The following is a 25,452-nucleotide window of genomic DNA, read 5'->3' as shown; positions in this document are numbered from 1 at the left end:
ATGAAAACAACAGAAGAAAGAATCCAGGCATTAGTAGCAGATTGGTTAACCAACCCAAGATGGGAAGGAATTGAAAGACCTTATACCGCAGAAGAAGTAGTAAAATTACAAGGTTCATACCAAATTGAACACAGTATTGCTAGAATTGGAGCTACTAATTTATGGAACAAATTAAACAATCAAGATTTTGTAGCTGGTTTAGGTGCATTAACTGGAAACCAAGCGATTCAAGAAGTGGAAGCAGGTCTTGAGGCTATCTACTTGAGCGGATGGCAAGTAGCAGCTGATGCTAATTTAGCTGGCGAAATGTATCCTGACCAATCATTATACCCTGCCAACAGTGTTCCGATGGTAGTAAAAAGAATCAACAACGCTTTGTTGAGAGCCGATCAAATTCAAGTGGTAAACGGAACTGCTGACAAAAAAGACTATTTAGTGCCAATCGTTGCTGATGCTGAAGCTGGTTTTGGTGGCAACCTTAACGCTTTTGAATTGATGAAATCGATGATTGAAGCAGGTGCTGCTGGTGTTCACTTTGAAGATCAATTGAGTTCGGCTAAAAAATGTGGTCACTTGGGTGGAAAAGTGTTGGTTCCAACGCAAGAAGCCATCAATAAATTGGTTGCAGCTCGTTTGGCAACAGACGTTTTAGGTGTACCAACCCTTATTGTTGCTCGTACTGATGCTGATGCGGCTAACTTATTAACAAGCGATATCGATCCTAGAGATGCTAAATTCATCACTGGCGAAAAAACAGACGAAGGTTTCTTCTATGTAAACTGTGGTGTAGAACAAGGAATTGACAGAGGATTAAGTTATGCACCTTATGCTGATTTGATTTGGATGGAAACTTCAAACCCAGATTTAGAATATGCAAGACGTTTTGCTGAAGGAATCCACGCAAAATTCCCAGGAAAAATGTTGGCTTACAACTGTTCACCATCTTTCAACTGGGCTGCTAAACTTTCTGTAGCAGAAATGGAAACATTCCGTGAAGATTTGGCTGCAATGGGTTACAAATTCCAATTCATCACTTTAGCAGGTTTCCACGCTTTGAATACCAGTATGTTTGAATTGTCAAAAGCGTACAAAGAAAGAGGAATGGCTGGATACTCTGAGTTACAAGAAAGAGAATTTGCATTGCAAAAACACGGATTCAAAGCCGTTAAACACCAAGGTTTTGTTGGAACTTCTTACTTTGACGCTGTTCAAAACACCGTTACAAGTGGAAAATCATCAACAACTGCCATGAAAGATTCAACAGAAACGGCACAGTTTTAATATCCCTATTTTTATTTTTTTTTAATTTTCACAAAGTGTTGGGTTTGGCAGAACCTTTAACACTTTGTGTTTTTTATACCCTTTTAAAAAAAAAGGCAACGGCATGTCCAGATACTGAAAACACTACAACAAACTACTTTTCGTTATTTCAAACTCACCAGTTTATCTACGCTCCAAGCTTCGGGTTTGGCATTAAACAACGGTTTTGTTACAGCCCAAACAGCCGCAAACAAATCCGAATTTCTGTAATTTTCCAAATCAGATGGGGTGTTCCAATAGCTGTAAGTAAAAAAAATGGAGGGATTGTTTTGGTCTTGGTACAACTCTAAAAATTGATTACCAGGAAAGTTTCTGATTTTTTCTTTATTGTCATGAAAATTAGCCAAAAAAGCCTCGATATTTTCTGGACTAAAACTCATTTTTACGATTCTAATTAACATATTTGTATTTTTTAAATGTGATGTCAAAAATAGAAAAATATACTGGTTTTGCAACAAAAAAGAGCAACAAGATGATTTGAAGGGCTAAAAATTTAACTTTGTCTTCAATATTTGTTTCTTTGAAATGTGTTTTTTTAAAGAAAAAAATCATTTAAATTCAATCGTTATAACATCACGGTATTGTAAGCCTAAAAGACTTTTGGCAGAGCCAACGGTGGCTGGATTGCTTCTAAAAATAGCTATTTCGAGGTAGCCGGCATCGTTAAAAACGGCTAATTTTTCGCCTTCATAATTTTTCAATGCATAAGTGCCTTTGAGTCCAATATCCGAATATTTTTGATGAATGGTTTTGATGTTGTTTTTTCGTTGGTTTTTATATTTTTCGTTCAAAACGATTTCAAAATCACGGTTTTGCCTTACTTCTTCAAACATTTTTCTTGTAATATTTACCACAACGTTACCAAAATGATCAATATATATGACATATCCCTTTAAAGTATTTTTGTTTTCAGCAACTATTGGTTTCAAGGTAGTTACCTCTTTGATTTGTTTGATTTCTGTGCCAATAATGTGCATCAACCCCCCTTTTGCAATGTGGGTAGCAACTCGAACCAATACATCTATGTCCGATACTTTGTCTGTAAATCGATCATGAACATTGATGCTGACTATTTTTTGAGGAATAAATTTTTGACACAAGAGACTTAAAATTCCATTGTCTGCCGCAATAAAAAAATGGTCGTTCCATTGCATCACAATATGCTGGTTTTCAAGGTTCAATTCCATATCCACACCAATCAAATGAATGGTACCTTTTGGAAAACTGTTCCATGCCGATTCCAGAATGTAGGCTGCTTCAAATATATTAAATGGGTCTATATAATGCGAAATATCCACAATGTTTGCCTCGGGCAATTCGGATATAATTTTGCCTTTCAAAGCACCTACAAAGTGGTCTTTAATTCCGTAATCGGTTGTAAGTGTTATAATTGGCATTTTTTTGATACAATTTTAATAGCCAACAAAATTAGATAAAATAAATTTCAAAAAAAGACTCCTTATCAAAACCTTTTCAACAATTTAACAATTGGATTATTGTTTCAAAAAAAAAAAGAAAATATTTTGATTTACAAAAAATAAAAAGTAAATTTGTTGATATAAAAAACAGAACCCTTTTGAACGAAATAACCATTGAATTAACCGATATTGCTCCAAAAGAATTTTGGGGTACTCAAGATATTCATCTTGAAAATTTAAAACAGTATTTTCCAAAATTAAAGATAATAGCACGAGGTAACACCGTAAAAGCCTTTGGCGAACAAGAAATACTAGAAGTTTTTGAAAACCGATTGAACCGACTGATGGTACATTTTACACGATACAATACTATTGATGCAAATGTAATTGAACGGGTGGTTTTGAGCGATACAAATACTGATAAACGAAGCGAAACACTCGACAAAATTTTAGTACACGGAATAGGTGGCAAACTGATAAAAGCCATTACTCCAAACCAACAATTGTTAGTAGATACATTAATCAAAAACGATATGGTTTTTGCAGTTGGTCCAGCAGGAACAGGCAAAACATATACGGGAGTAGCTATGGCCGTAAAAGCCCTAAAAGACAAACAAGTCAAACGCATCATTCTAACCCGTCCTGCGGTAGAAGCGGGCGAAAATTTAGGTTTTTTGCCTGGCGATATGAAAGAAAAATTAGACCCCTATATGCAACCCCTATATGATGCCCTTCGAGATATGATTCCAAACGAAAAATTAGAGGATTACATTACAAAAGGCATCATACAAATAGCCCCTTTGGCTTTTATGCGAGGCCGAACTTTAGACAATGCTTTTGTAATTTTAGACGAAGCACAAAACACAACCCATTCGCAAATGAAAATGTTTTTGACTCGAATGGGAAAAAATGCAAAATTTATGATTACAGGCGACCCTGGTCAGGTTGATTTGCCAAGACGCACCATATCGGGGCTTAAAGAAGCCTTATTGGTTCTCAAAGATATTGAAGGCATTGGAATTATTTATCTTGATGACAAAGACATTGTTCGCCATCGATTAGTCAAAAAAGTAATTGAAGCTTACAAACAAATTGAAAACCACGATTGATAATATATAAATTCAATACCTAAAATAAAAGCCCTAAAAAATAATATGCCCCACCAATTAAAATTGCAGTTTGAAAAAATGATTACCATTACTGATGCAGAGTTTGAATATGTATTATCTCATTTTTCATATAAAAAATTAAAAAAACATCAATTTTTAGTTCAAATAGACGATTATGTTCCAAATGATTTTTTTGTTCTAAAAGGACTTTTAAAATCATATCATTTAGATGAAAATGGAAAAATGTACATCGTTCAATTTGCCATGCAAGATTGGTGGATTACCGATTATCAGGCATTTTATAACCAAAACAAAGCTACCCTTCATATAGACTGTTTAGAAGAGGTAGAGGTTTTGTGCTTGTCTTTAGAAAATCGTGAAAAAATTTGTTCCGAACTTCATAAAATGGAACACTATTTTAGAAAAAAATCAAATATGGGATATGTTTTATTGCAACAACGCATATTATCTTTTTTAAGTTCAAATGCAAAAGAACGATATGAGACATTATTAATACTTCAACCTGATTTGTTTCAAAGAGTTTCAAAATCGTTAATAGCTTCATATCTTGGTGTTTCTAGAGAAACATTAAGCCGATTTGCAAAATAAAAGTGCGTTACATCACACAAAAATAGTGAGTTTGCTCAATTTTTAATCTTCAAGAGCATATTAGTTTTGTATTCAAATAAAAACTATATGACTATGTTTAAAAACAAATTATTTATGGCAACTTTAATTCAAGTTGTATTTTTAGGAGCCTGTTCTAAAAATGAAGCTCAAAGCCCACAAAGTATAACACCCGATGTTATTCAATTTACGCAATTAGGATTATATCCTGAAGGAGTTGCATTTGATCAAAACAGCAAGACTTATTTTGTGAGTTCGCTAACCAAAGGGGCTATTGGAACTGTTAATGATCAAGGCGTATATCAAGTTTTTGCAAACGACAACAACCTTGTTTCGACCACTGGTATTGTAGTTGATAGAGCCCAAAATCGCTTGTTAGTTGCCATTGCCGATCCTGGTACAAGTACAAAAACAACAATGCTAACTCAAGGAAAGCTGGGTGCCATTGCTATATACAATCTTACAAACGGACAACAAATTTCTTATATCAATTTAGGTATATTGAAACCTACTGCAAATCATTTTGCAAACGACATGGCAGTTGACAATTTAGGAAACATTTATGTAACCGATAGTTTTGCGGGTATTATATACAAAATAAATACCCAAGGAGTAGCATCTATTTTTTATGAAAATAGTGCTTTTGAAGCTCCAGCTGGTGCATTTGGTTTGAACGGAATAGTGTTTCATCCAAATGGGTATTTGATTGTTGCTAAATACAACGAAGGTATTCTTTATAAAATTCCATTGCAAAACCCTTCTAGCTTTTCACAAATAGTTTTGCCTCAAACCATTAAAGGAGCCGACGGATTATCGATAGACAATACAAATGCTAACACCTTAGTTGTAGCTTGTAATGACACTACAAATAAAGTGTTTCAAATAAACACAACAAACAATTGGTCCACCGCAACAATTACAGCTACTTTTGATACAGGAAACGTTTTTCCTACAACAATTGCAAGCCGCAACAATGACAAATATGTTTTATATGCTCGTTTAAATAATTTGTTTTCTGGGCAACCGTCTGACAATCAATTTCAAATACAAAAAATAAAATTTTAGAATACAAGGGAAGCTTATATTATAAAAAATATTTGTAAAAAAAACAGTTAAGCACTTCAAGTAGCATAACTGTTTTTTTTTTTGCATATCCTTCCTAAAGAAAGTAAAATCAAAAACAATGGGTATAATAATACTGTTTTATAAACTGAAATTAAGTTCGATTTTAAATTTGAATAATAAAATAGTACCTTTGCTAAAAATTAGAAAAATGTCTAAAAACATCACACCTTATAAAAATTCCGACAAAGGGAAAAAAGAACAAGTTGCACAAATGTTTGACAACATATCTGGCAATTACGACAACTTAAACAGAGTCATTTCGTTTGGAATAGACGTCAAATGGCGAAAAAAAGTATTGCAACTCGTTCAAAACAAGCAACCTAAAAGCATCCTTGATATTGCCACTGGCACAGGTGATTTGGCCCTATTGATGTCTGACACTGCTGCCGAAAAAATTATTGGAATAGACATATCTGCAGGTATGCTCGAGGTGGGCAAACAAAAAGTAGCAGACCGCAATTTGCAATCTAAAATAGAATTACAATTAGGCGATTCCGAAAAAATGCCTTTCCCAGACAACAGTTTTGATGCCATTACGGTGGCCTTTGGAGTTAGAAACTTCGAAAATCTTGAACAAGGACTTTCAGAAATTCTTAGAGTATTGAAACCCAATGGGATATTTGTAATTCTTGAAACTTCGGTTCCTGAAAAAACACCATTCAAGCAAGGCTATCAATTTTATTCCAAAAACATCTTGCCACTTATTGGTAAACTATTTTCAAAAGACAATAGTGCTTATGGTTATTTGTCCGAATCGGCCGCTTTTTTTCCTTATGGCGAAAAATTAAACAATATTTTGAGAAAAATTGGGTTTATAGAAGTACAAGCCCTGCCACAAACATTTGGGGTAGCTACCATTTATTCAGCATCAAAATTATAATATGAAGAATTTATTTATTTTATTGTCATTACATTTTGTTTTAGCTTCTCAAGCTCAATTTAGAAGAAGTGTATTTAGTAAAAATCCAGTTTTAAATTTTGAAAATTGGGACAAACAACGTATTTATTATGGTTTTTATTTGGGTACAAATGTATATGATTATAAAATAGATTACAAAAGCGTAGTAGGAAGAGATGTGCTTATAAAATCTACAGCTGGTTTTAGTGTAGGTATTGTGGGCGATTTGCGGTTGAATGAATATTTCAATTTGCGGTTTGAACCCGGCCTTCATTATACCCAAAGAGACATTTATTTTACAGGATTTACCAAGCAAACCGACTATCTTAGAGAGGCAAAAGCAACCAATCTCAATTTTCCACTTTTGATTAAATATTCGGCACTACGAACAGGCAATATTCGGCCTTATTTAGAAGCTGGTTTTTCACAAACGCTCAATCTTTCCAGCAATCAAAGTGTTAAAGACGACAATGCCCAACAAATTTTTAGGGTAAAAAAAATGACTACAAATTATGAATTGGGTTTTGGAATAGACATTTATTTAGAATATTTCAAATTTTCGCCCTCCGTTAGAGGAGTTTTTGGCCTCAACGATGAGCTCATTCGAGATAACGACCCTAACAGCCCTTGGACCAGCAATATACAGTCGATGAAAACCCGTGCTGTTTTTGTAACGTTTACCTTTCATTAACAAAACTATTTTTTTTTAATTCATTTTAAAAAACTGATACAACTCAATACTTTTATTCGTTTTTTTAATTATTTTTGATTTGAAAAAAGCATAATTTCTAATAAAAAAGCAACTATAAACTAAATAAACTACCATGAACAAAAAAGTAATTTTAATGATTCTTGACGGATGGGGAAAATCACCCGATCCTAAAGTTTCGGCCATAGACAATGCCAATGTACCGTTTATCAACAGCCTTTATACTCAATATCCTTCGGCACAACTCCGAACAGACGGGCTTAATGTTGGTTTGCCCGAAGGGCAAATGGGCAACTCCGAAGTAGGACACATGAATCTTGGAGCAGGACGTATTGTATATCAGGATTTGGCTAAAATCAATTTGGCCGTTGCCAATAATACCCTATGCCAAGAGCAAGTTTTGATTGATGCGTTTCAATATGCTAAAGATCAAAAGGTTAGTTTGCATTTCTTAGGTTTGCTTTCAGATGGAGGAGTTCATGCCCATACCTCACACCTAAGAGGATTGATAACGGCAACACAAGATTTTGGACTTCAAAATGTATTTGTACACGCCTTTACCGACGGCCGAGACGTGGATCCTAAATCAGGTGAAAAATATGTGTCGGATTTACAACAATTTTTAGAACCTACAAATGCAAAACTGGCTACAGTTGTTGGGCGGTATTATGCCATGGATAGGGACAAACGCTGGGAACGTGTAAAAAAAGCTTATGATTTAGTAGTACATGCACAGGGTACAAAAACCCAAAATCCTGTACAATCTATACATGAAAGTTACCATCAAAACATTACAGATGAATTTATAGAACCCCTCGTAGTGGTGGATCAAAACAACAATCCAGTGGCTCAAATAAAACCCCACGATGTAGTGGTGTTTTTCAATTTCAGAACCGATAGAGGAAGAGAATTGACCGAAGCCCTATCGCAAAGGGATTTTCATGAACAAAACATGCACAAACTCGATTTGCACTACGTTACCCTTACCAACTATGACGAAACATATCAAAATGTAAAAGTAGTTTACAATAAAGACAACATTACAGAAACACTAGGCGAGGTTTTGGAAAAAGCCAACAAAAAACAAATTAGAATTGCCGAAACTGAAAAATATCCACATGTTACATTTTTCTTTTCGGGCGGTCGAGAAGAACCATTTGTTGGTGAAAGCCGAATTTTAAAAAATTCTCCAAAAGTTGCCACATACGACCTTCAACCTGAAATGAGTGCATACGAATTAGCCGATGCTTTAGTGCCAGAAATACAAAAAGGGGAGGTTGATTTTGTATGTTTAAATTTTGCAAATGGTGATATGGTGGGGCATACAGGTGTTATGGAAGCAGCCATCAAAGCTTGCGAAGCTGTAGATGCTTGTGTGCAAAAAGTGATTACCGCAGCTCTAGCCAATGGATATACAACCCTAGTTATTGCCGATCATGGTAATTGCGAAACCATGATTAACCCAGATGGGTCGCCAAACACTGCTCATACTACCAATCCGGTGCCTATAATATTGGTGGACAAGGATTTAAAACATATAAATGATGGTGTTTTAGGAGATATTGCTCCAACAATATTGGACTTGATGGGTATCGAAAAACCGGCCGTCATGACGCAGCATTCGTTGTTGTAAATAATAAAACATCAAAAAGTAAATTTAAAATCATCATGATGGGTTAATTTTTTGAAGATATTTATAATTAAAAAAATATTTGTATCTTTTATAAAAATTAAATTACAAGAATAATTTTATACACTTTTTAGGACTGTATCTAATAAGTTATACCAATTATCATAATTTTGAATGAATCATAAAAAAAACCGAATAAACATGTTGTTTATTCGGTTTTTTATTGAATAAAAATAAACCTAATATTATAAAAAATTATTGATTACAAGCTTTTGCTGTACAAATCCAAGCAGTTCCATTGTAAAGTTTCAAACAATTGTTGTCTGTATCCCAAACAATCATACCTTCTACTGGGTTTGCAATATTAGTTTCAGGATCTGCCATTCTGGTTATTACCAAACCTTTTGTTTTGGATTCTAACACTAAATGAGCATTTGGAATATCTGTTGGCCAATTAGATGTAGTATGCACATCCAGTACAGAAACCCCTACTTTTGCATATTCAGTTGGAGTACCCGTTGCTGGGGCAACATTACAATCGCAGCTAATAATTAAAGCATTAATGGCTTTAGAATAGGTAGCGGTATAATTAATAAAACCAGTATCGGCAGTTGTTTCCAAATCATCGGCTAAACCGTTTACACCAATACTTCCTGTAATTACACCAGTTGTGGCATTAAATTTAGATGCCGTAACTCCTGTTTCTTTAGCATCAAAACAAAGATCGCCATCTGAATCTAAATCCATTCTATTGACAACTGTATCAGAATCTGAATCTAAATCATTGCATTTCAGTTCTGTAAAATATACTTCTTGAGCACTTCCACCTGCCGAAGAACCCGATATACCCATAACACGATAAAAGATATATGGTGTTACATTATTGGCCATATCTAATTTTGCACTATTATTTGTAGCCAAAACGGGAGTACTATTAGTATAAGTTTGACTAGCAACAATATCAAACCAAGTAGTGTTATCATTGCTACCTTGCAATTTGTATGTAGATCCAGAAGTAAATAACAATTGAGATGCGGCATGGCCAATTTCAATTTTAGTTAATACTTTTGCTGAAGGCAATTGGAATTTCAACCAAGTAGCATTAGCAAAAGTTCCTGTAGGAGTAGTTACTTGTGCAGCCTCGTTACCATCAATCAATCCTTGTAAACTAGAAGCTCCATTGGCAAACGAATACGTTAAATCGGAAGTAATTTGAATACCTGTTTTAGTTAAAGTAGTTGGTGTACAAGACATTTCTGTAGTATCCACTACCCCATCGTTATCATCGTCAATATCTAATGCGTCTGAAACACCATCAGAGTCAGAATCTAGGTCGGCAATGGCAAAGTAAAAGTCATTGGCTACTTGAGCAGCAGTCAATCTGTATTCAAAATAACTTACACCATCCACGGTAACAGTGGCATTTTGCCCTGTAATATAAGTATTGGTAGTTGATGTAGGAGTTGAGCTAAAAGTACTTGATGAACTTTTGATAAGCATAGGCGTTCCAACACCGTTATACAAACTAACTGGAATGTAAATTCTAGTAGCTTGAGCGTAGCTACCCGTATTGTCCACAAACCATACCCTTGCGGTTCTTTTAACAATGGTACTTTGTCCAAACGAATCGCTAAATGTAGTAGTACCCGACAAATTATTATCGCCCCAAACTAAGAATTGTTTGTTGGCAGTAATAGAAGTCAAGTTGTTGTCGTTGGTTGTAGCAACAGCAGTTGTACTCATAATTATTTGATTACCAACCACCATACTTTTCGATTGTTTTTGCATTAAAGCAGAAATATCGTCTCGACCAATACCCGCAATATTATTTTGGAAATTGGCACTTGCGGTCCAAATCACATTTGAATTAGAATCCAAATAATTTGAACTAGAAGCATTTGTCCCCAAAGTAACACCTGTTTTGATAGCTAAATAAGACTGAACTCTTAACTCTTCTGTAGATGATAAAACAGATGAAAAGGCTATTATTTCTCCCAATTTTCCTATTGTAGAATTATTATCACCACCTGTTGCGATATCAGAACCAATGACATATCCAGCACCACCAACTCTAAAATCAGTTGTAGTATTGGTAGCTAGGGTTGTTAAATCTTGACGGGCTTTTGTATTATCGGCTGCAATAGATGGAGTTTCTTCGACACTTAATGAGTAAATAGATTGTTTGTTGGACAAGGTATATCCAGAAACCGCATAACTGCCGCCTTGTTGGTTCCAAACACCATTTCTTACTAAATCAAAATCATCATAAGAAGAAGCACCAGAGGCCCCATTCCCATTTAAACTAAAAATAGAACTATCTGCTACCAATGGAGGAAACACTGTAGTAAACACATGAATACTTGATGCACCTTGAGGAGCAAAATAGCCTGAATCGGCTGTACTACTCAATTGTCCGATATTGTTAGAAGTAAGTGTTAAATTTATATAAGGATTAAAATTATATGAATTAGAATCTCCTTGAACTAATTTTGGAGTTGCTGTTGCCGATCCATTATTTGTAGCTGATTTTCCATCAAAAACATTTTTCCAAGCAGATACATTAGAGGAAGTTGCAGTTATACCAAAATCCGCTTTGTGCCAAATTTTCAATCCATTGCCAACACCTCCAGGGGTTAATCCATTTGCAATGGCAAAATAAAAATCAGTAGCTACTTGAGAAGCAGTCAATTTGTATTCATAATAGGACACTGCATTTACCGTAACTGTTGCCGCCTCGGCTGCTATATAAGTGTTGGTTGTTGAAGAAGCAGTAGAACTAAAATTGCTAGTAGAACTTAATATCAATTTAGGATTTCCAGTGCCATTATATAAGGCTGTTGGGATATATACGCTAGTGGCTTGGCTATAACTACCCGTGTTTTGAGCAAACCAAACCCTTTGAGATCTTGAAAAAACAGTAGCATCACCAAATGAATCTGCTAATACTGTGTAACCTGTTTGCCCATTATCGCCCCAAATTAAAAATTGTTTGTTGGTTGTAATAGTGTTGGCATTTGCTGTATTTGTTGCTGCTATGGTTCCAGTGCTTAAGATCACTTGACTTCCTGAATTGACAGATTTGGATTGCTTTTGGTTCAAAGCAGACAAATCATCTCGTCCGATACCAGCAATATTTTGCTTGTATGTTGCATTTGTTGTTGCATTCCAAATTGTTGAACCATCTGAATTGACATAATTTTGTGCCGAGGATTGGCTTAATGTTAATCCATTTTTTATAGCTAAATAAGATTCAACTTTGGCTCTATCGGTTGCTGCAACATTAATATCATAAACGATAATTTCGTTGATTGGCCCATTAAATCCACTTCCAATATTGAAGGCACCTGTTGCTGGAGTAAAACTTGTGGCAGTAGCATCTGAACTTAAAGACTGTCCATTTCTTCTGATTTCTCTTCGATTTGGATTTGCAGTACTGGTGTTGTAACCCGTCCAAAGATTAGGAATTGTAAGTGTACCTCCCCATGCACTTGAAATACGAGCATTTCCGTCCCAATATACATTTCCATCGCCATAAGCTGCATTCATATTTAATGAATTACCATTAATAATATATCCATTGGTCAATGTTTTATTAGAATTGACAGCAAATACCGACATATTGGTTTTAACATCCGTAGTAAAAATACCATCTGCATCTGTCATTAAATTGGTTGTGTTAAACATTACCGAAGGATTAAAGTTGATGACATCAGCAGCATTTGTGCTATATGTTGGTCTGCTTCCAGCGGTTGCTTGTAAAACATGGTTATCATTGCCTGATTGATCATTCCATTGAGATAATGTTGTACCGTTTGTTGTAGATGACGTTCCTACATCAGCTCGTAACCATAATCTGGCATTGGCAATACCACCAGGGGAAGACCCATTTGAAATAGCAAAATAAAAATCAGTAGCTATTTGAGCAGCCGTCAATTTATACTCAAAGTAGGTTGCTCCGCTTACAGTAACCGTAGCTGCCTCTGCAGAAATATAGGTATTGGTAGTTGAAGAAGCAGTAGAAGAAAACGTACTAGTAGTACTTAAAATCAACTTTGGACTTCCAGAACCATTATACATTTTAGTTGGTATGTAAATTCGGGTAGCTTTATCATAATTTCCTGTATTGTCTGCATACCAAATTCTTGCCGATCTTGAAAAAATTGTTGCATCGCCAAAAGTATCTGAAAAGGCTACATAACCAGTCATATTATTGTCTCCAACCATAAAGAACTGTTTGTTTGCCGTTATGGTATTGGCATTGGTAGCATTTGCAGTAGCAACAGCGCCATTACTTACAATAATTTGATTGCCTGTATTGACCGATTGAGATTGTTTTTGATTCACTCCTGAAAAATCATCACGACCAACACCCGCTATATTATATTTAAAAGACGAATTAGTTGTTCCGTTCCAAAAAACAGTGCCATCAGAAGCTATATAATTTTGAGCTGTATTTTGATTTAAGGTGATACCATATTTCAAAGCTAAATACGAAATAATCTTTTGTCTATCAACAGCTTTAGAAGTATCATAAAGGATGACTTCTGATATTTCTGACCCTGCTAATAAATTATCCGTTGAACTCACTTGTCTAGAACCAATCAAAGGTGTAGAAGTATAAGATGGAATATCTGTTGGACTATTTGTAGAAAGCCCATTCAATTTGATGGTTTGAGTACCTGTTTCACTCATATCTGCATTCATTAAAGTATAAGGAATACTGTTTGCAGAAGCAATTCCAGTAGCAGTACCTGCTGTTCTGATATAAAAATTACCACCTTCTGTATGAAAGAAGTAACTTGCGGCTCCGCTAACTTTATCTCCTAGGACAGCACCCGATGCACTTGCGCCAGTTGCATTTACAATTTTGGCCACAGAAAAGGCATCAACATGAGTGATAGAAGTGTTTCCAACAAATAAGGAACTTCCATTAAACCCAACTGAAGGATTAAAGTTTGCGCCTGTTAAATTGGCTGTTGGTGTTCCTGTAATACTAAAGGTGTTAGTACCTGTTAAATCCAACCAACTGGTAACTGTACCAGAGGAAGGTGTCAAATCAGCATCTGCTTTTACCCATAAATTCATGTTGGTATTAATTCCTCCAGGAGCTATTCCATTAGCCAAAGCCATATAAAAATCATTTGCCAATTGACTAGCACTTACAATAAACTCATAATACGAAACTCCTCCTGAAGTAACTTTTGAAGCCTGTGGAGCAATGTAGGTATTGGTTGTTGAACTAGCCGTAGCACTAAAAGTGCTCGTACTACTTAAAATAATTTTTGGTGTAGTCGATCCAAAAAACATGGCAGATGGAATTAATACTCTTGTATCCTGTGCATAACTTCCTGTATTATCCACAAACCATACTCTGGACGATCTGGAAAATGCTGATGCGTCGCCAAAAGTATCACTAAAAGTGGTAAACCCAGTCAAATTATTATCTCCCCAAACTAAAAATTGGTTGTTTGCGCTTATATCGGTCGTATTGGTAGCATTAGTAGCTGCCAACGAGGCAGTACTCATAATAATCTGATTACCCGAATTGACAGACTTGGATTGTTTTTGATGCAAATCTGAAAATGCATCTTTGCCAATGCCCGCTATATTGTTTTTGTAGGTAGCATTTGCTGTGGCATCCCAAACCACAATACCGCTAGACGATACGTAATTTTGTGCCGTGGTTTGGTTCAAGGTATAGCCATATTTCAATGCCATATAACTTTCTATTTTATTACGATCTACACTATTCAAAGCGTGGTTTTCGTTATAAACAATCACCTCGGGAATCCCTCCAAAGTAATGTTCATTTCCTCCTGTCGCCGCCGACACGTTGTAGCCCTCAGAACCTATCACAAATGTGTTGTCGGTTATATCTCCAGAGGCATTGCCAGAGGCTATCAACTTCCCGTTTAATGATAGATTATTGCCATTTATTGCAGACCAAAACATACTGATTCCGTGTGCTGGTAAGCTCTGAACGTTATAAATATCGCTAAATATTTGACCTCCAGATCGCCACATTTGATAATTGTCGGTTGCTTGAGACAAATTCGGATTGTCGTCGCCAAAGCCCGCAATGGTTTGCCACGTTCCTGTTGTTGCCGTTGCACTTCGGGCTGTACTGTACAAAGATCCTGCCGTAGCATTGGTACCCATTATGCCCGTTAATTTATAAAAATAGGTTTGATTGGTCGGTTTGAAATCAAAATAAGGATTGAAGTTGAAATCATAAACCCCATTTGTGGCACTTTGTGTCAGTACAGGCTGACGGCTTGCCGCTGCTTGCACTACATGGTTACCATTTATCGACGCATCGTTCCATTGTGCTCCACTCGATACTCCATCATTGGCCTTAAACCATGCTCGCAATCCTGTAGCTACCCCTCCTGGGGCAGTAATGGAACTGATTGTAAAATAAAAATCAGACGTTACTTGACTTGCCGTGAGTTTGTATTCATAATAACTCAATCCATTTACTGTTACCGTAGCCGTTTCGGCTGTTATATATGTATTGGTGGTGCTACTTGATGTGGCACTAAAGCTGTTGTTGCTGCTCATGATCAGCTTGGGTTTGTTCGCTCCTCCATACAAACTCGTAGGTATCAAAATCCGAGTGTCTTGGTTGTAACTTCCTGTGTTGTCGGCAAACCAAACTCGTTTTAATCGAGAGTAAACACTCGAATCGCCAAAACTGTCGGCAAAGGCTACTGTGCCTGTTTGGTTGTTATCGCCTATTACCAAAAATTGTTTGTCGCCACTAATGGCAATACTGTTGCTCGCATTTGAGGCCGATACTGCTCCTGTACTTACTATAACTTGTGATCCTGAATTTATCGACTGGCTTTGTCGTTGTTCTAATCCTGAATCATCATCTCGTCCCAAGCCGAAAATATTGTTGCTAAAACTAGTATTTGTTGTAGCATCCCAATAAACGCTCGCATCTGATGCCATATAATTATAAGGCAACGTTATCCCGTATTTTAATCCCAAATAGGATTCTACTCGTTGGCGTTCGTTTGACGAATTGGTATTATTAGGATACGATACCAACTCGGCTATCTCGTTGCTTCCAAAATTATTGGTACCCTGAGCTCCAACCCAAAAATTGTAGGAAGCACTCGCTCCTACAACTGTAGATCCGGCCCATGTACTATTGGCCGATGTCCCATTGATTCGGGTTAAAACACTACCATTGGTTATTCCTTGGGTGCTTTGCAAACGAATGGTATTGATCGTAGGTGTAGCAAAACTAGAATTCCTATTGGGAATTACATCAGATCCTGAATGGCCGCCTATATTCCAAGTGCCACCTGATCCGTCGGAATGGTTATACAACACCGAACTCGTACTCTTGGCTCGATAAACAATATAGGTGGTACTAGAATATGGATCGCTACCCGATATCAAGCTCGTTCGGTTGATCAATCCTGTACTCAACACATCATTTGAACCATCAAAACCAACCGTAGCATTGAAATTAATCAAATTGCTAGATGTATTATAAACCGGGCGTGAGGCCGTTGTCGATTGTGTCAAATGTCGGGCATTACCCGATTGATCATCCCATTGAGACACACCTGTAGCATTGGTTACTCCAACGTTGGACTTATACCACAATGATGCCCCAGATACTCCACCTGGAGATTGGGCTGATGTATTATTACTCGTAATCAAGAGCAAACCTATTATTTGCAGAAAAAATATATTTTTTAACATTTTATAGACTATTAATTTTTTTTTACCAATACCTACTTGAACATCTTGATGCTTTATTACTATCATAAACTAAATGAAAAATTACATGCTTTAATTACATTTTGTTATATAAATACTTTTAAATAAATTATACGGATTTTCGTATTTTTTTAATAAATAAATAAAATAAAATAATCATTATTTTTATTCAGTAATTTTTTAAAAAAAATTGACATTTACTTTAGTATTTAGGGTGTAAAATTAGCATTTTTAATTATATAAATAAAAAATAAAATAAAAAATTAATAAAAAAATTTAAAAATTTGATTGTCAGATACTTATATTTAAAAAATAAATTATTTTATGAATTTTTTATAAATAAAATCTACTATTTTTAATTTATGATTTAAAATTTATCAAGACGAAACGTTAGTTTTAACCGTTGAAATACATTTTAAAATAAAACTTTCAAACACTCCTTTTTTCATTAAAAGGCTAAAAATAGAAATATTTTTTATGCTATATATTTCATATTAACCTATCATTTCAAAACTAATCAGCCATTAATTTTATTTTTTTTTAAGAAGCCTTTCTGTAAAAACATGTACCTTTGCGTTTCAAATTAATTTATTTTATCTTAAGAAAACTATGTTCAAAAAAATTTTAAAATATGCAGGTATCATATTGGCTGTATTATTTGGACTTTTGCTATTGCTCCCTTTTGCATTTCAAAATCAAATCAAAGAAAAAATTAAAGATGCCATTAACCAAAAAGTAAATGCACATGTGAAATTTGAAGATGCTTCATTGAGTTTTATAAAGAATTTTCCAAATGCTACTGTACAACTCAAACAATTAGCCATCATTAACAAAGCCCCTTTTGAAGGTGATACCTTATTATATGTAGAAAAATTGAATTTGAATATGGCATTGACTGAATTATTCAACAACAAATCCGAAGCCATAAAAATAGATGGTTTTAGTACGGCGAATGGCTTTGTCAATGTAATTGTAAATGAAAATGGTATTGCCAATTATGACATTGCCCTAAAAACACATGCACCAACTACTGAAACAGAAAAAAGCGAGCCTTTGAATTTAAAAATTGAGAATTATGCTATTGAAAATTACAGCATCAGATATTTTGATCAAAAATCAAAATTAAAAATGCTCATCAAAGAGTTGAATCATCAAGGCAAAGGCGATTTCAAAGCAGCACAATTGAATTTAGACACCCAAACAGCTGCTAAAGTTTCGTTTGAAATGAACCACGTTAATTATATGAATAACATGGCTTTATCGTTGGAGGCCATTTTAGACATTGATTTGAATCAGAACAAATATACATTTAGAGAAAATAAAGCCAAAATCAACGAGTTGCCACTTGAATTTAACGGATTTGTCCAAATGTTATCTAATGCTCAAGTGTATGATTTGAAATTTAAAACACCCTCTTCGTCTTTTGAAAATTTTTTGGGGTTAATCCCAACAGCTTATGCTGCTACACTTGATGGCGTAAAAACAACAGGCGATTTTACTGTAGAAGGTTTTGCAAAAGGTTCCTTAACAAAAACCACTATTCCGCAATTTAGCGTGGCCATTCAATCCAAAAATGGTTCTTTTCAATATCCTAATTTGCCCAAATCGGTTAAAAACATAATCCTCGATACAAAAATTATCAATCAAACGGGGTTAATGGCCGATACTTTTGTCAATTTAGACCAACTGTCATTTCAAATAGACCAAGATGTATTTTGGGCAAAAGCACAGATTAAAAACCTCAATACCAATCCTTTAGTTGATGCTGCTATAAAAGGCACTATCAATTTGAGTAATTTTTCTAAAGCATATCCTATTAAATTAGACCAACCTTTGACGGGGATTCTACATGCCGATGTAACCACTAAGTTTGATATGCAATCTGTTACTAATAACGATTATCAAAATATTTACAACGCTGGCACTCTGCAATTAACGGGTTTTAATTATAACAACGCTGGCAAAAACATGGCTATTCAAAATGCCCAGTTGCAATTTAATCCAAGTCATATCAAGCTAATAGATTTTAAGGCTACAACTGGCAAAAGTGATATGACTATTTCGGGTGTATTAGAAAATTTTTACGGATTTATTTTCAAAAAACAAGAATTAAAAGGTAACTTTAATTTGTTTTCAAATGTTTTGGCTGTATCGGATTTTATGGAAACGGCTCCCACTACTCCATCCGCATCAAATTCCGACAAATCAACCCCAACAAATACTAAAACCCCAAATGGCAAAAGCACGAAAATTCCATCGTTTTTGAATTGTACCATTTCGGCAAAAGCCAATACCATTTTGTACGACAATTTGACTTTGAAAAATGCTTCGGGAACCATGACTATTGCCGACCAAAAAGTAACACTTCAGCATATAAAAACCAATATATTTGGGGGTGCTATTGCTTTTGACGGTAGTGTTTCAACAAAAGGTAAAACGCCTGTTTTTGATATGAATTTAGGATTAGATAAAGTAGATATTTATCAAACATTTACCTCGTTGGATATGCTCAAAAAAATAGCACCATTGGCAGGAGTTATCAACGGGAAATTTACTTCAAACATCAAAATAGATGGTTTACTAGACGCTCAGTCGATGACGCCAAATTTGAATACGCTTACAGGTGATTTATTAGGCCAATTGTCATCGGCGGTAGTAAATACCAAAAATGCTACTTTGCTCAACAGTTTATCTTCAAATATCAAATTTTTTGATGTTAATAAAATAAACCTCAACGGAATCAAGGCATTGATCAATTTTAGTAATGGAAAAGTAAACATCAAACCTTTTGATATTAGATACCAAGATATAAAAGCCACCGTTGGCGGTACACACGGGTTTGATCAGTCGATGAATTATACTATAAAGTTTGATGTTCCCGCAAAATATTTGGGCAACGAGGCTCAAGCAATATTGTCAAAATTAGGGTCAAATGACGTAGCAAAGCTTCAAAGTATCCCAATAAATGCCTCTATTTCGGGCCATTTTTCTAACCCAAAAATCACCACAGATATTAAAGCAGCATCTACTGCTCTAGCTACACAAATAGCCAAACAGCAAAAAGACAAACTCGTTAGCAAAGGCACTTCAGCCTTAAATGATTTGTTGAATAAAGGCAAAAAAGACACTGTTAATAAAAGTAAAACCGATGCCCAAAAAGCAGACATTATCAACAAAGCTGGTGGGTTGATTAATGGTATTTTCAAGAAAAAATAATTGCTCTTGTAATATAAAATAAAGGCTGTCAATATATTTGACAGCCTTTTTCCTTTTATAAAATTATTGACTCTCTGATTTATAGTGTTAAATACCCGTATTTTACAGAACTGCCCAATTTACAACGTACTATATATTTGTTATTTTCTACCTTTACAAAGGTAGAATTATCCAAAGAATATTTGCTTGGCAACACATTTGAAAGCGGTGTATTGCTAATTAATTTTCCTGTTTTGGTATATTTTTGAATCACAGGAATTTTACTTTCATAAATACTTTTGTGTTGGTTATACAACAAGGTAACACCATCATTGTTCACCGTGTACATATAGGACAACAAATCGCCATTGTCGTTTACTGATGAGGGATTGCTTATCTTGGTACTGTGTAACCATTCCAATTTTCCAGTAGCATTGTCTATTAAACCTACTTCTATTCCATCGTTTGAATAGGTGTAATCATTAATAATTTTCATATTGGTTTGAGCTAACGGACGTCTTTTGCTCATTACAAATAAATGATCCATCAAGGCCCATGTTTTGTCTCCAGAAACTACAAAATTTTTAATATTCAAGTCGTTTATTTTTCCTGTTTCATTTAACGTAAGGTATTTTCGTGTACCTTTAGCATCAAATTTTGCACAAAGCACCCCAAGGCTATTTACACCATCTGAACCAGAAAAGGAAACACTAAATTGAAAATCGCGTGAATTTTTATCCGTATATAAACCATGAATGTAAAAATCGTTGGCATCAAATTGCCCTTTGATTTGATGTATTTGCAAATCGTTATCTAATTTTAAACTTTCTTCTACAACGGCATCTGTGGCAGGATTCCAAACATATAACGATTTATAAGGTTTCACTTTTGGCAAATCAATTTCTTTAATCATAAAAACAACACCTTCATCCGAAACAAAAAGTTGTTGATTGCCAGATTGTTTGGATGAAAATGGAAATTCATATTCTCTTTCTTTTACAACTTTACATGTTTTATCGAGTAGTGTAAACGTAATTTTCTGATTGACTTTTTTGTCATAAGAAGGTACTTTTAATGCTACATAAAAAGCTTTATTGGGTGATTGAGCCACATAATAATCGCCTGGATTGACCCCATTTTTACCAGGGAAAGAAGTAATCAAATTGTATTTTGATTTGTTTCCAGTATCGATATTGGACGTGTTCCAAAATAGTTGGTTCATTTTGGTGCTTCTATCAAATTCGGTAACAAAATACATAAAGTTTTTTTCGTTTAAATGAAACAAATCAATTAATGTTTTCATATTCAAACCCATAACTGGTTGTTCCAAAGAGGCATTAACAACTTCACTTTCAAAATCATCTTTTGGATCAACAATATCAACAATAACATCTTTGTTGAAAGTATCTTGATTGTATTTGGTTTTGACCTTAAACAACCGACCATAAAAATAATGATCTATTTTAAAATCGGTTTCATTTTCGACAGTGGCAGTTCCTTCACTCCATCTAAAAGTTTGTGCAAAACCTGTTGTTGCAACGAATAATGCAAGAATAATTATTTTTTTCATAGTTATTTATTTTCTTAAATAGTCAAAAACTTTAGTTTTGGGTTAATTAAAACAAATTTATTCAAAGATAATATAATTTCCTTCTCTTAAATCTATGTTGTATTTAGTTTTAAATTCTTTTCTTTTTGTGGATTTACTTGTTTGAATTATTCTTCTTTTGGATGGAAAAACAAGAATTGCATGCAAAACAATATTTGAAAACGCTATTTTTTCGCTGTAAAATTTATAGGTACTTTCTAATTGCTTATAAGCATTTAATTTATGATTGTCTTGGTTCTGTTGTTTTCCGTTACTTTAATTTCGCAAAAATAAAAATCTAATTTATTGAAAATGACATAATCACATTGTTTTGCGTCTTCAAATTGCATGACACAAGCATCGTTTTGAATAAAATAATAAGGAAAGCTACAACTATTTTCAACATGCAAGTGATTTTCTGCAGTTTTTGAATCAAATTTTGCTTTTTTAGTGGTTTGATCTTCAATTACATACAAATGTTTTTCATTGATTTCCGTTATACAGCCACGCTCTTGAATTTCTGGAAAAGCTTTTTGAATTACTGCAATCATACCTCCAACAATTTATCAAACTCATCTGAAAAATCATCCGAAATACTATCAATCATATTTTCTTTGATTTGCCCCAATTTATCATCCATTATTTTATAGGCTTTGCCATTTTTTAATTGATATGCAATGAAATTTTTAGGATTGAGCCATGATGCTTTACTTATGATTTTTGCAACTTCTTTAGGTTTAGATTTCCCTTTATCAAATGCCAATAACAAATTATTTAACGAAGCCAAAACAAAAGGACTGTGAGTAGTTAAAATCAAATTTCTTCTATCGGTTAAACAATTTTTAACTAAATATTTAATCAATTCGTGTTGTGCTTTTGGATATAAATTCAATTCCGGTTCTTCAACCACAAAATTGAAATTGTATTTATCTTTTAAGGTATTTGCATATTCGACAAGAAGTAAAATTGGAATAATAGATTGCAAACCAGAAGCAGATTCTAATAAATCTATTTTTTCAGTTTCATCATGGTAAATATAAGAAGATTTGCCTTCTCTCTTGTATTTTAGTTTTTTATCAATGATATATAGAGGCAATTCCTTAATGGTTTGAATTGCTTTTTCATAATCTTGCCCCACATTCAAAAGATGTTTTGGAATTTGAACATTATTATTGATTAAACCCAAAGTATTTTCTGCAATTAAATGAAGAAAAGCTCTCTCGGTTGGGATGTAAACGGAATCTGTATAATAAAAAATCGAATTAATTAATTCGAATAATTCCTTGTTTTCTAATGGATTGTATAATGGATCGAATTTTATATAATTGTTAACTATATTTAGGATATTGATGATGTTATTGTATAAATCTTTTTTTGTTTTAGAATTAATTTTAATCAAATTTAATACATGTAATTGATTTAAATAGGAAACAACTTGAGATGTATTTTTATAATCTAATAATTGAGAAATAATTTTATTAAATTCTTTTGTTTTTGAAATTAACCTTCCTTTTAAATGAAACTCAAAAACGTTTGTAAAGTAATGAATTTCGCTATTCTCATTCCAATATGAAAAAATACTATATTTTTTTAATTCCTCTTCAAATGATATTTTGTCGTCTCTTCTAAAATCCGCATCTTCAAAAATAGAAAGCAATTTGGCAAGTGTACTTTTACCAGAGGCTTGCGCTCCGATAAAAGTAACCATTTCTCTAACTTCAATTTCGATGTCTTTTAGAGGTCCAAAATTTTTAACTATAAGTTTTGCTTTTTCCATTTTTAAAAGATAAGGAATTATTTCCCCAAATATTCCACAACTTTTTGTTCGCCTACCACTTTCATCAAGCCGTGTTTTGCGATGCCTTTGCTGGCTGCATCCCATTTTTTGCCACTCAAAGCGGCTTTTTCTTTGAGTTCGCCAATAGAAATTCCTTCGTTTGCTTTCAAAATATCGATAATGTGTTTTTCGTCTTCGGTCAATTCAGGACCTTTTTTCTCTGGTCGCATTTGAGGGAAAAACAACACTTCTTGAATACTCGGATTATTGGTTAAAAACATAATCAATCTATCCATACCAATTCCTAATCCAGAAGTTGGTGGCATTCCGTATTCTAATGCTCTTAAAAAGTCTTCGTCAATGATACCATTGGCTTCATCATCGCCTTTTTCTGCCAATGCCATTTGTGCTTCAAAACGTTCACGTTGGTCTATTGGGTCGTTCAATTCGGAATAGGCATTTGCGATTTCTTTTCCGCAAACCATCAACTCAAAACGCTCGGTTAAATCTGGATTGTCGCGGTGCGATTTGCACAATGGCGACATTTCTTTCGGATAATCAGTTATAAATGTGGGCTGAATGAAGTTGCCTTCGCATTTTTCGCCAAAAATTTCATCTATTAATTTGCCTTTTCCCATGGTTTCATTCACTTCAATTCCCATAGATTTTGCGGCTTCACGCAATTCCTCCTCTGTTTTACCTGTAATATCAAAACCTGTAAATTGTTTGATGGCATCGGTCATCGTAACTCGGGCATAAGGTGCTTTAAAATCTACTTGATGCTCGCCAAAAGTAGCTTGGGTTGTGCCATTTACTTGCATGGCACAATATTCTAGCAAGTTTTCGGTCATGTTCATCATCCAGTTGTAGTCTTTGTAGGCTACATAGATTTCCATAGCTGTAAATTCTGGGTTGTGCGTTCTGTCCATCCCTTCATTACGGAAGTTTTTTGAGAATTCATAAACACCATCAAAACCACCAACGATTAATCGTTTCAAATACAATTCGTTGGCAATTCGCATGTATAACGGAATATCCAAACTATTGTGGTGTGTAATAAACGGACGTGCCGCAGCCCCACCCGGAATGGATTGCAACACGGGAGTTTCAACCTCCATATAGCCCGCTTGGTTGAAAAATGTTCGCATGGCAGCAAACAATTTGGTTCTTTTTACAAACACTTCTTTCACTTGAGGGTTCACCACCAAGTCCACATAACGCATTCTATAGCGCAATTCGGGATCGGTAAAGGCATCAAAAACGCGACCTTCGTCATCTGTTTTTGGTAAGGGTAATGGGCGAAGCGTTTTGCTCAAAAAAGTAAATTGCGAAACTCGCACACATTTTGCACCCACTTGCGTAGTAAACAAAGTGCCTTCAATGCCCACAAAATCACCCAAATCGGTTAATTTTTTAAATACTTGGTTGTAGAGCGTTTTGTCGTCGCCTTCACAAAGCACATCACGGTTTACATACAATTGGATGCGGCCTTCGCTGTCTTGCAACTCGGCAAAAGACGCTTTTCCTTGGTCACGAACACTCATCAATCGACCAGCCAAAACCACTTTTTTGCCTTCTTCAAAATGCTCCTTCACCTGCTTTGAGGTGTGATCCACCGGAAATAAATCGGCAGGATAAGGGTTGATTCCTAAATTTCGTAAAGCGTTGAGTTTGTCTCTTCTAATGATTTCTTGTTCTGATAATTGCATGATTGTTTATTTTTTTTAACCGTGCAAATATAAATTAAAATGTAGATAGATTCCAATTTCAAATGAGGTTAATTATTAATGACTGTCTGAAATACATACCTAAATAGTCAAAGTATTTCATTTGCATTGCGTTTAGGGGATTTTGTATGAAATGGAACTCGCAAAAAACGCAGCACTTCAAAGTAAAGCATGAATCAAGTTTTATAAAAAATTATGTTCAAAATGAATTGATTCCTATTGCTTGATTGTTAAATTCAAGTATTTTGGAATTTATACCAAACACTCCTATAAAATAGCCCAATCTGCTAGCTCTATTTCACCAAATATTTCACAAAAAAATAATTACGTAGCCCAGCTATGAAATGATTTTTTTATAAAATCATGAAAAAAAATAGTATTGCATTTTTAGACTATTTTATATAAGTGTTTGGTATTAGGTTTGCTTTTTTTAGATAAAAGAAAACAGGTCCATTGGGTTGGTTGTTGAAGATTTTTAGGCCTGAAATAGGTATAATTATAGGGTCTATTTAACTGATATTTTATTTTGAAAAGCCTATCGGAGACACAACATGTAGCTGCAAAATAGCCCCGACTGCAGTGGAAATCCTTT

The 25,452-nt window shown here is 34.5% G+C and carries 15 protein-coding genes; 8 read left to right on the top strand and 7 right to left on the bottom strand.

What is annotated here, in order from left to right; genetic code table 11:
- The gene (gene aceA / locus FBFL15_RS01870) at positions 1-1,281 is read left to right on the top strand and encodes an isocitrate lyase (RefSeq protein WP_014082979.1); all 1,281 of its coding nucleotides are present in this window, start codon (positions 1-3) and stop codon (positions 1,279-1,281) included.
- A gap of 143 nt (positions 1,282-1,424) precedes the next feature.
- On the opposite strand, the gene FBFL15_RS01865 is transcribed toward aceA, so the two are convergent.
- Both FBFL15_RS01865 and FBFL15_RS01860 read right to left on the bottom strand, forming a co-directional pair.
- Entirely contained in the window at positions 1,425-1,721 is a 297-nt protein-coding gene (locus FBFL15_RS01865) for a putative quinol monooxygenase (RefSeq protein WP_014082978.1), read from the bottom strand.
- 147 nt (positions 1,722-1,868) lie between these two features.
- Positions 1,869-2,717 (bottom strand): SAM hydrolase/SAM-dependent halogenase family protein, encoded by an 849-nt coding sequence (locus tag FBFL15_RS01860; RefSeq protein WP_014082977.1) that lies wholly within the window; start codon positions 2,715-2,717, stop codon positions 1,869-1,871.
- A gap of 179 nt (positions 2,718-2,896) precedes the next feature.
- On the opposite strand from FBFL15_RS01860, the gene FBFL15_RS01855 reads away from it, so the two are divergent.
- From FBFL15_RS01855 to gpmI, 6 genes are all read left to right on the top strand, one after another.
- Complete coding sequence (locus tag FBFL15_RS01855) at positions 2,897-3,847, top strand: PhoH family protein (RefSeq protein ID WP_014082976.1); 951 nt, start codon at positions 2,897-2,899, stop codon at positions 3,845-3,847.
- Positions 3,848-3,892: 45 nt separating this feature from the next.
- Positions 3,893-4,456, top strand: a complete 564-nt coding sequence (locus FBFL15_RS01850; protein ID WP_014082975.1) for a Crp/Fnr family transcriptional regulator — start codon at positions 3,893-3,895, stop codon at positions 4,454-4,456.
- A gap of 114 nt (positions 4,457-4,570) precedes the next feature.
- Positions 4,571-5,539 (top strand): hypothetical protein, encoded by a 969-nt coding sequence (locus FBFL15_RS01845; protein ID WP_148267882.1) that lies wholly within the window; start codon positions 4,571-4,573, stop codon positions 5,537-5,539.
- 208 nt (positions 5,540-5,747) lie between these two features.
- Complete coding sequence (gene ubiE, locus FBFL15_RS01840; RefSeq protein ID WP_014082973.1) at positions 5,748-6,479, top strand: bifunctional demethylmenaquinone methyltransferase/2-methoxy-6-polyprenyl-1,4-benzoquinol methylase UbiE; 732 nt, start codon at positions 5,748-5,750, stop codon at positions 6,477-6,479.
- A gap of 1 nt (position 6,480) precedes the next feature.
- Positions 6,481-7,188, top strand: coding sequence for a type IX secretion/gliding motility protein PorT/SprT (gene porT, locus FBFL15_RS01835; RefSeq protein ID WP_014082972.1), 708 nt, complete (start codon positions 6,481-6,483; stop codon positions 7,186-7,188).
- A 133-nt stretch (positions 7,189-7,321) separates the two neighbouring features.
- Entirely contained in the window at positions 7,322-8,839 is a 1,518-nt protein-coding gene (gene gpmI / locus FBFL15_RS01830) for a 2,3-bisphosphoglycerate-independent phosphoglycerate mutase (RefSeq protein WP_014082971.1), read from the top strand.
- Between the two features lie 252 nt (positions 8,840-9,091).
- On the opposite strand, the gene FBFL15_RS01825 is transcribed toward gpmI, so the two are convergent.
- On the bottom strand, positions 9,092-16,621 hold the full coding sequence (locus tag FBFL15_RS01825) for a beta strand repeat-containing protein (protein ID WP_044032038.1): 7,530 nt from the start codon (positions 16,619-16,621) through the stop codon (positions 9,092-9,094).
- A 561-nt stretch (positions 16,622-17,182) separates the two neighbouring features.
- Here FBFL15_RS01825 and FBFL15_RS01820 point away from each other — a divergent pair.
- Positions 17,183-19,789: an AsmA-like C-terminal region-containing protein gene (locus tag FBFL15_RS01820; protein ID WP_014082969.1), complete on the top strand. Its 2,607-nt coding sequence runs from the start codon at positions 17,183-17,185 to the stop codon at positions 19,787-19,789.
- Between the two features lie 79 nt (positions 19,790-19,868).
- On the opposite strand, the gene FBFL15_RS01815 is transcribed toward FBFL15_RS01820, so the two are convergent.
- From FBFL15_RS01815 to lysS, 4 genes are all read right to left on the bottom strand, one after another.
- The gene (locus tag FBFL15_RS01815) at positions 19,869-21,338 is read right to left on the bottom strand and encodes a hypothetical protein (protein ID WP_014082968.1); all 1,470 of its coding nucleotides are present in this window, start codon (positions 21,336-21,338) and stop codon (positions 19,869-19,871) included.
- Positions 21,339-21,592: 254 nt separating this feature from the next.
- Positions 21,593-21,907 (bottom strand): hypothetical protein, encoded by a 315-nt coding sequence (locus FBFL15_RS01810; protein WP_014082967.1) that lies wholly within the window; start codon positions 21,905-21,907, stop codon positions 21,593-21,595.
- Positions 21,904-23,133 carry an AAA family ATPase gene (locus FBFL15_RS01805; protein WP_014082966.1) on the bottom strand — a complete coding sequence of 410 codons (1,230 nt, stop codon included), beginning with the start codon at positions 23,131-23,133 and terminating at the stop codon, positions 21,904-21,906. Before FBFL15_RS01805 ends, FBFL15_RS01810 begins: the two co-directional genes overlap by 4 nt.
- A gap of 17 nt (positions 23,134-23,150) precedes the next feature.
- Positions 23,151-24,842, bottom strand: a complete 1,692-nt coding sequence (gene lysS / locus FBFL15_RS01800) for a lysine--tRNA ligase (RefSeq protein WP_014082965.1) — start codon at positions 24,840-24,842, stop codon at positions 23,151-23,153.
- Between the last annotated feature and the right edge of the window lie 610 nt (positions 24,843-25,452).

This window comes from Flavobacterium branchiophilum FL-15 (assembly GCF_000253275.1).
GTDB classification, from domain to species: Bacteria; Bacteroidota; Bacteroidia; order Flavobacteriales; family Flavobacteriaceae; genus Flavobacterium; species Flavobacterium branchiophilum.
Note: the sequence above shows the minus strand (reverse complement) of the source record. Positions and strands in the feature narration are given on the sequence as shown.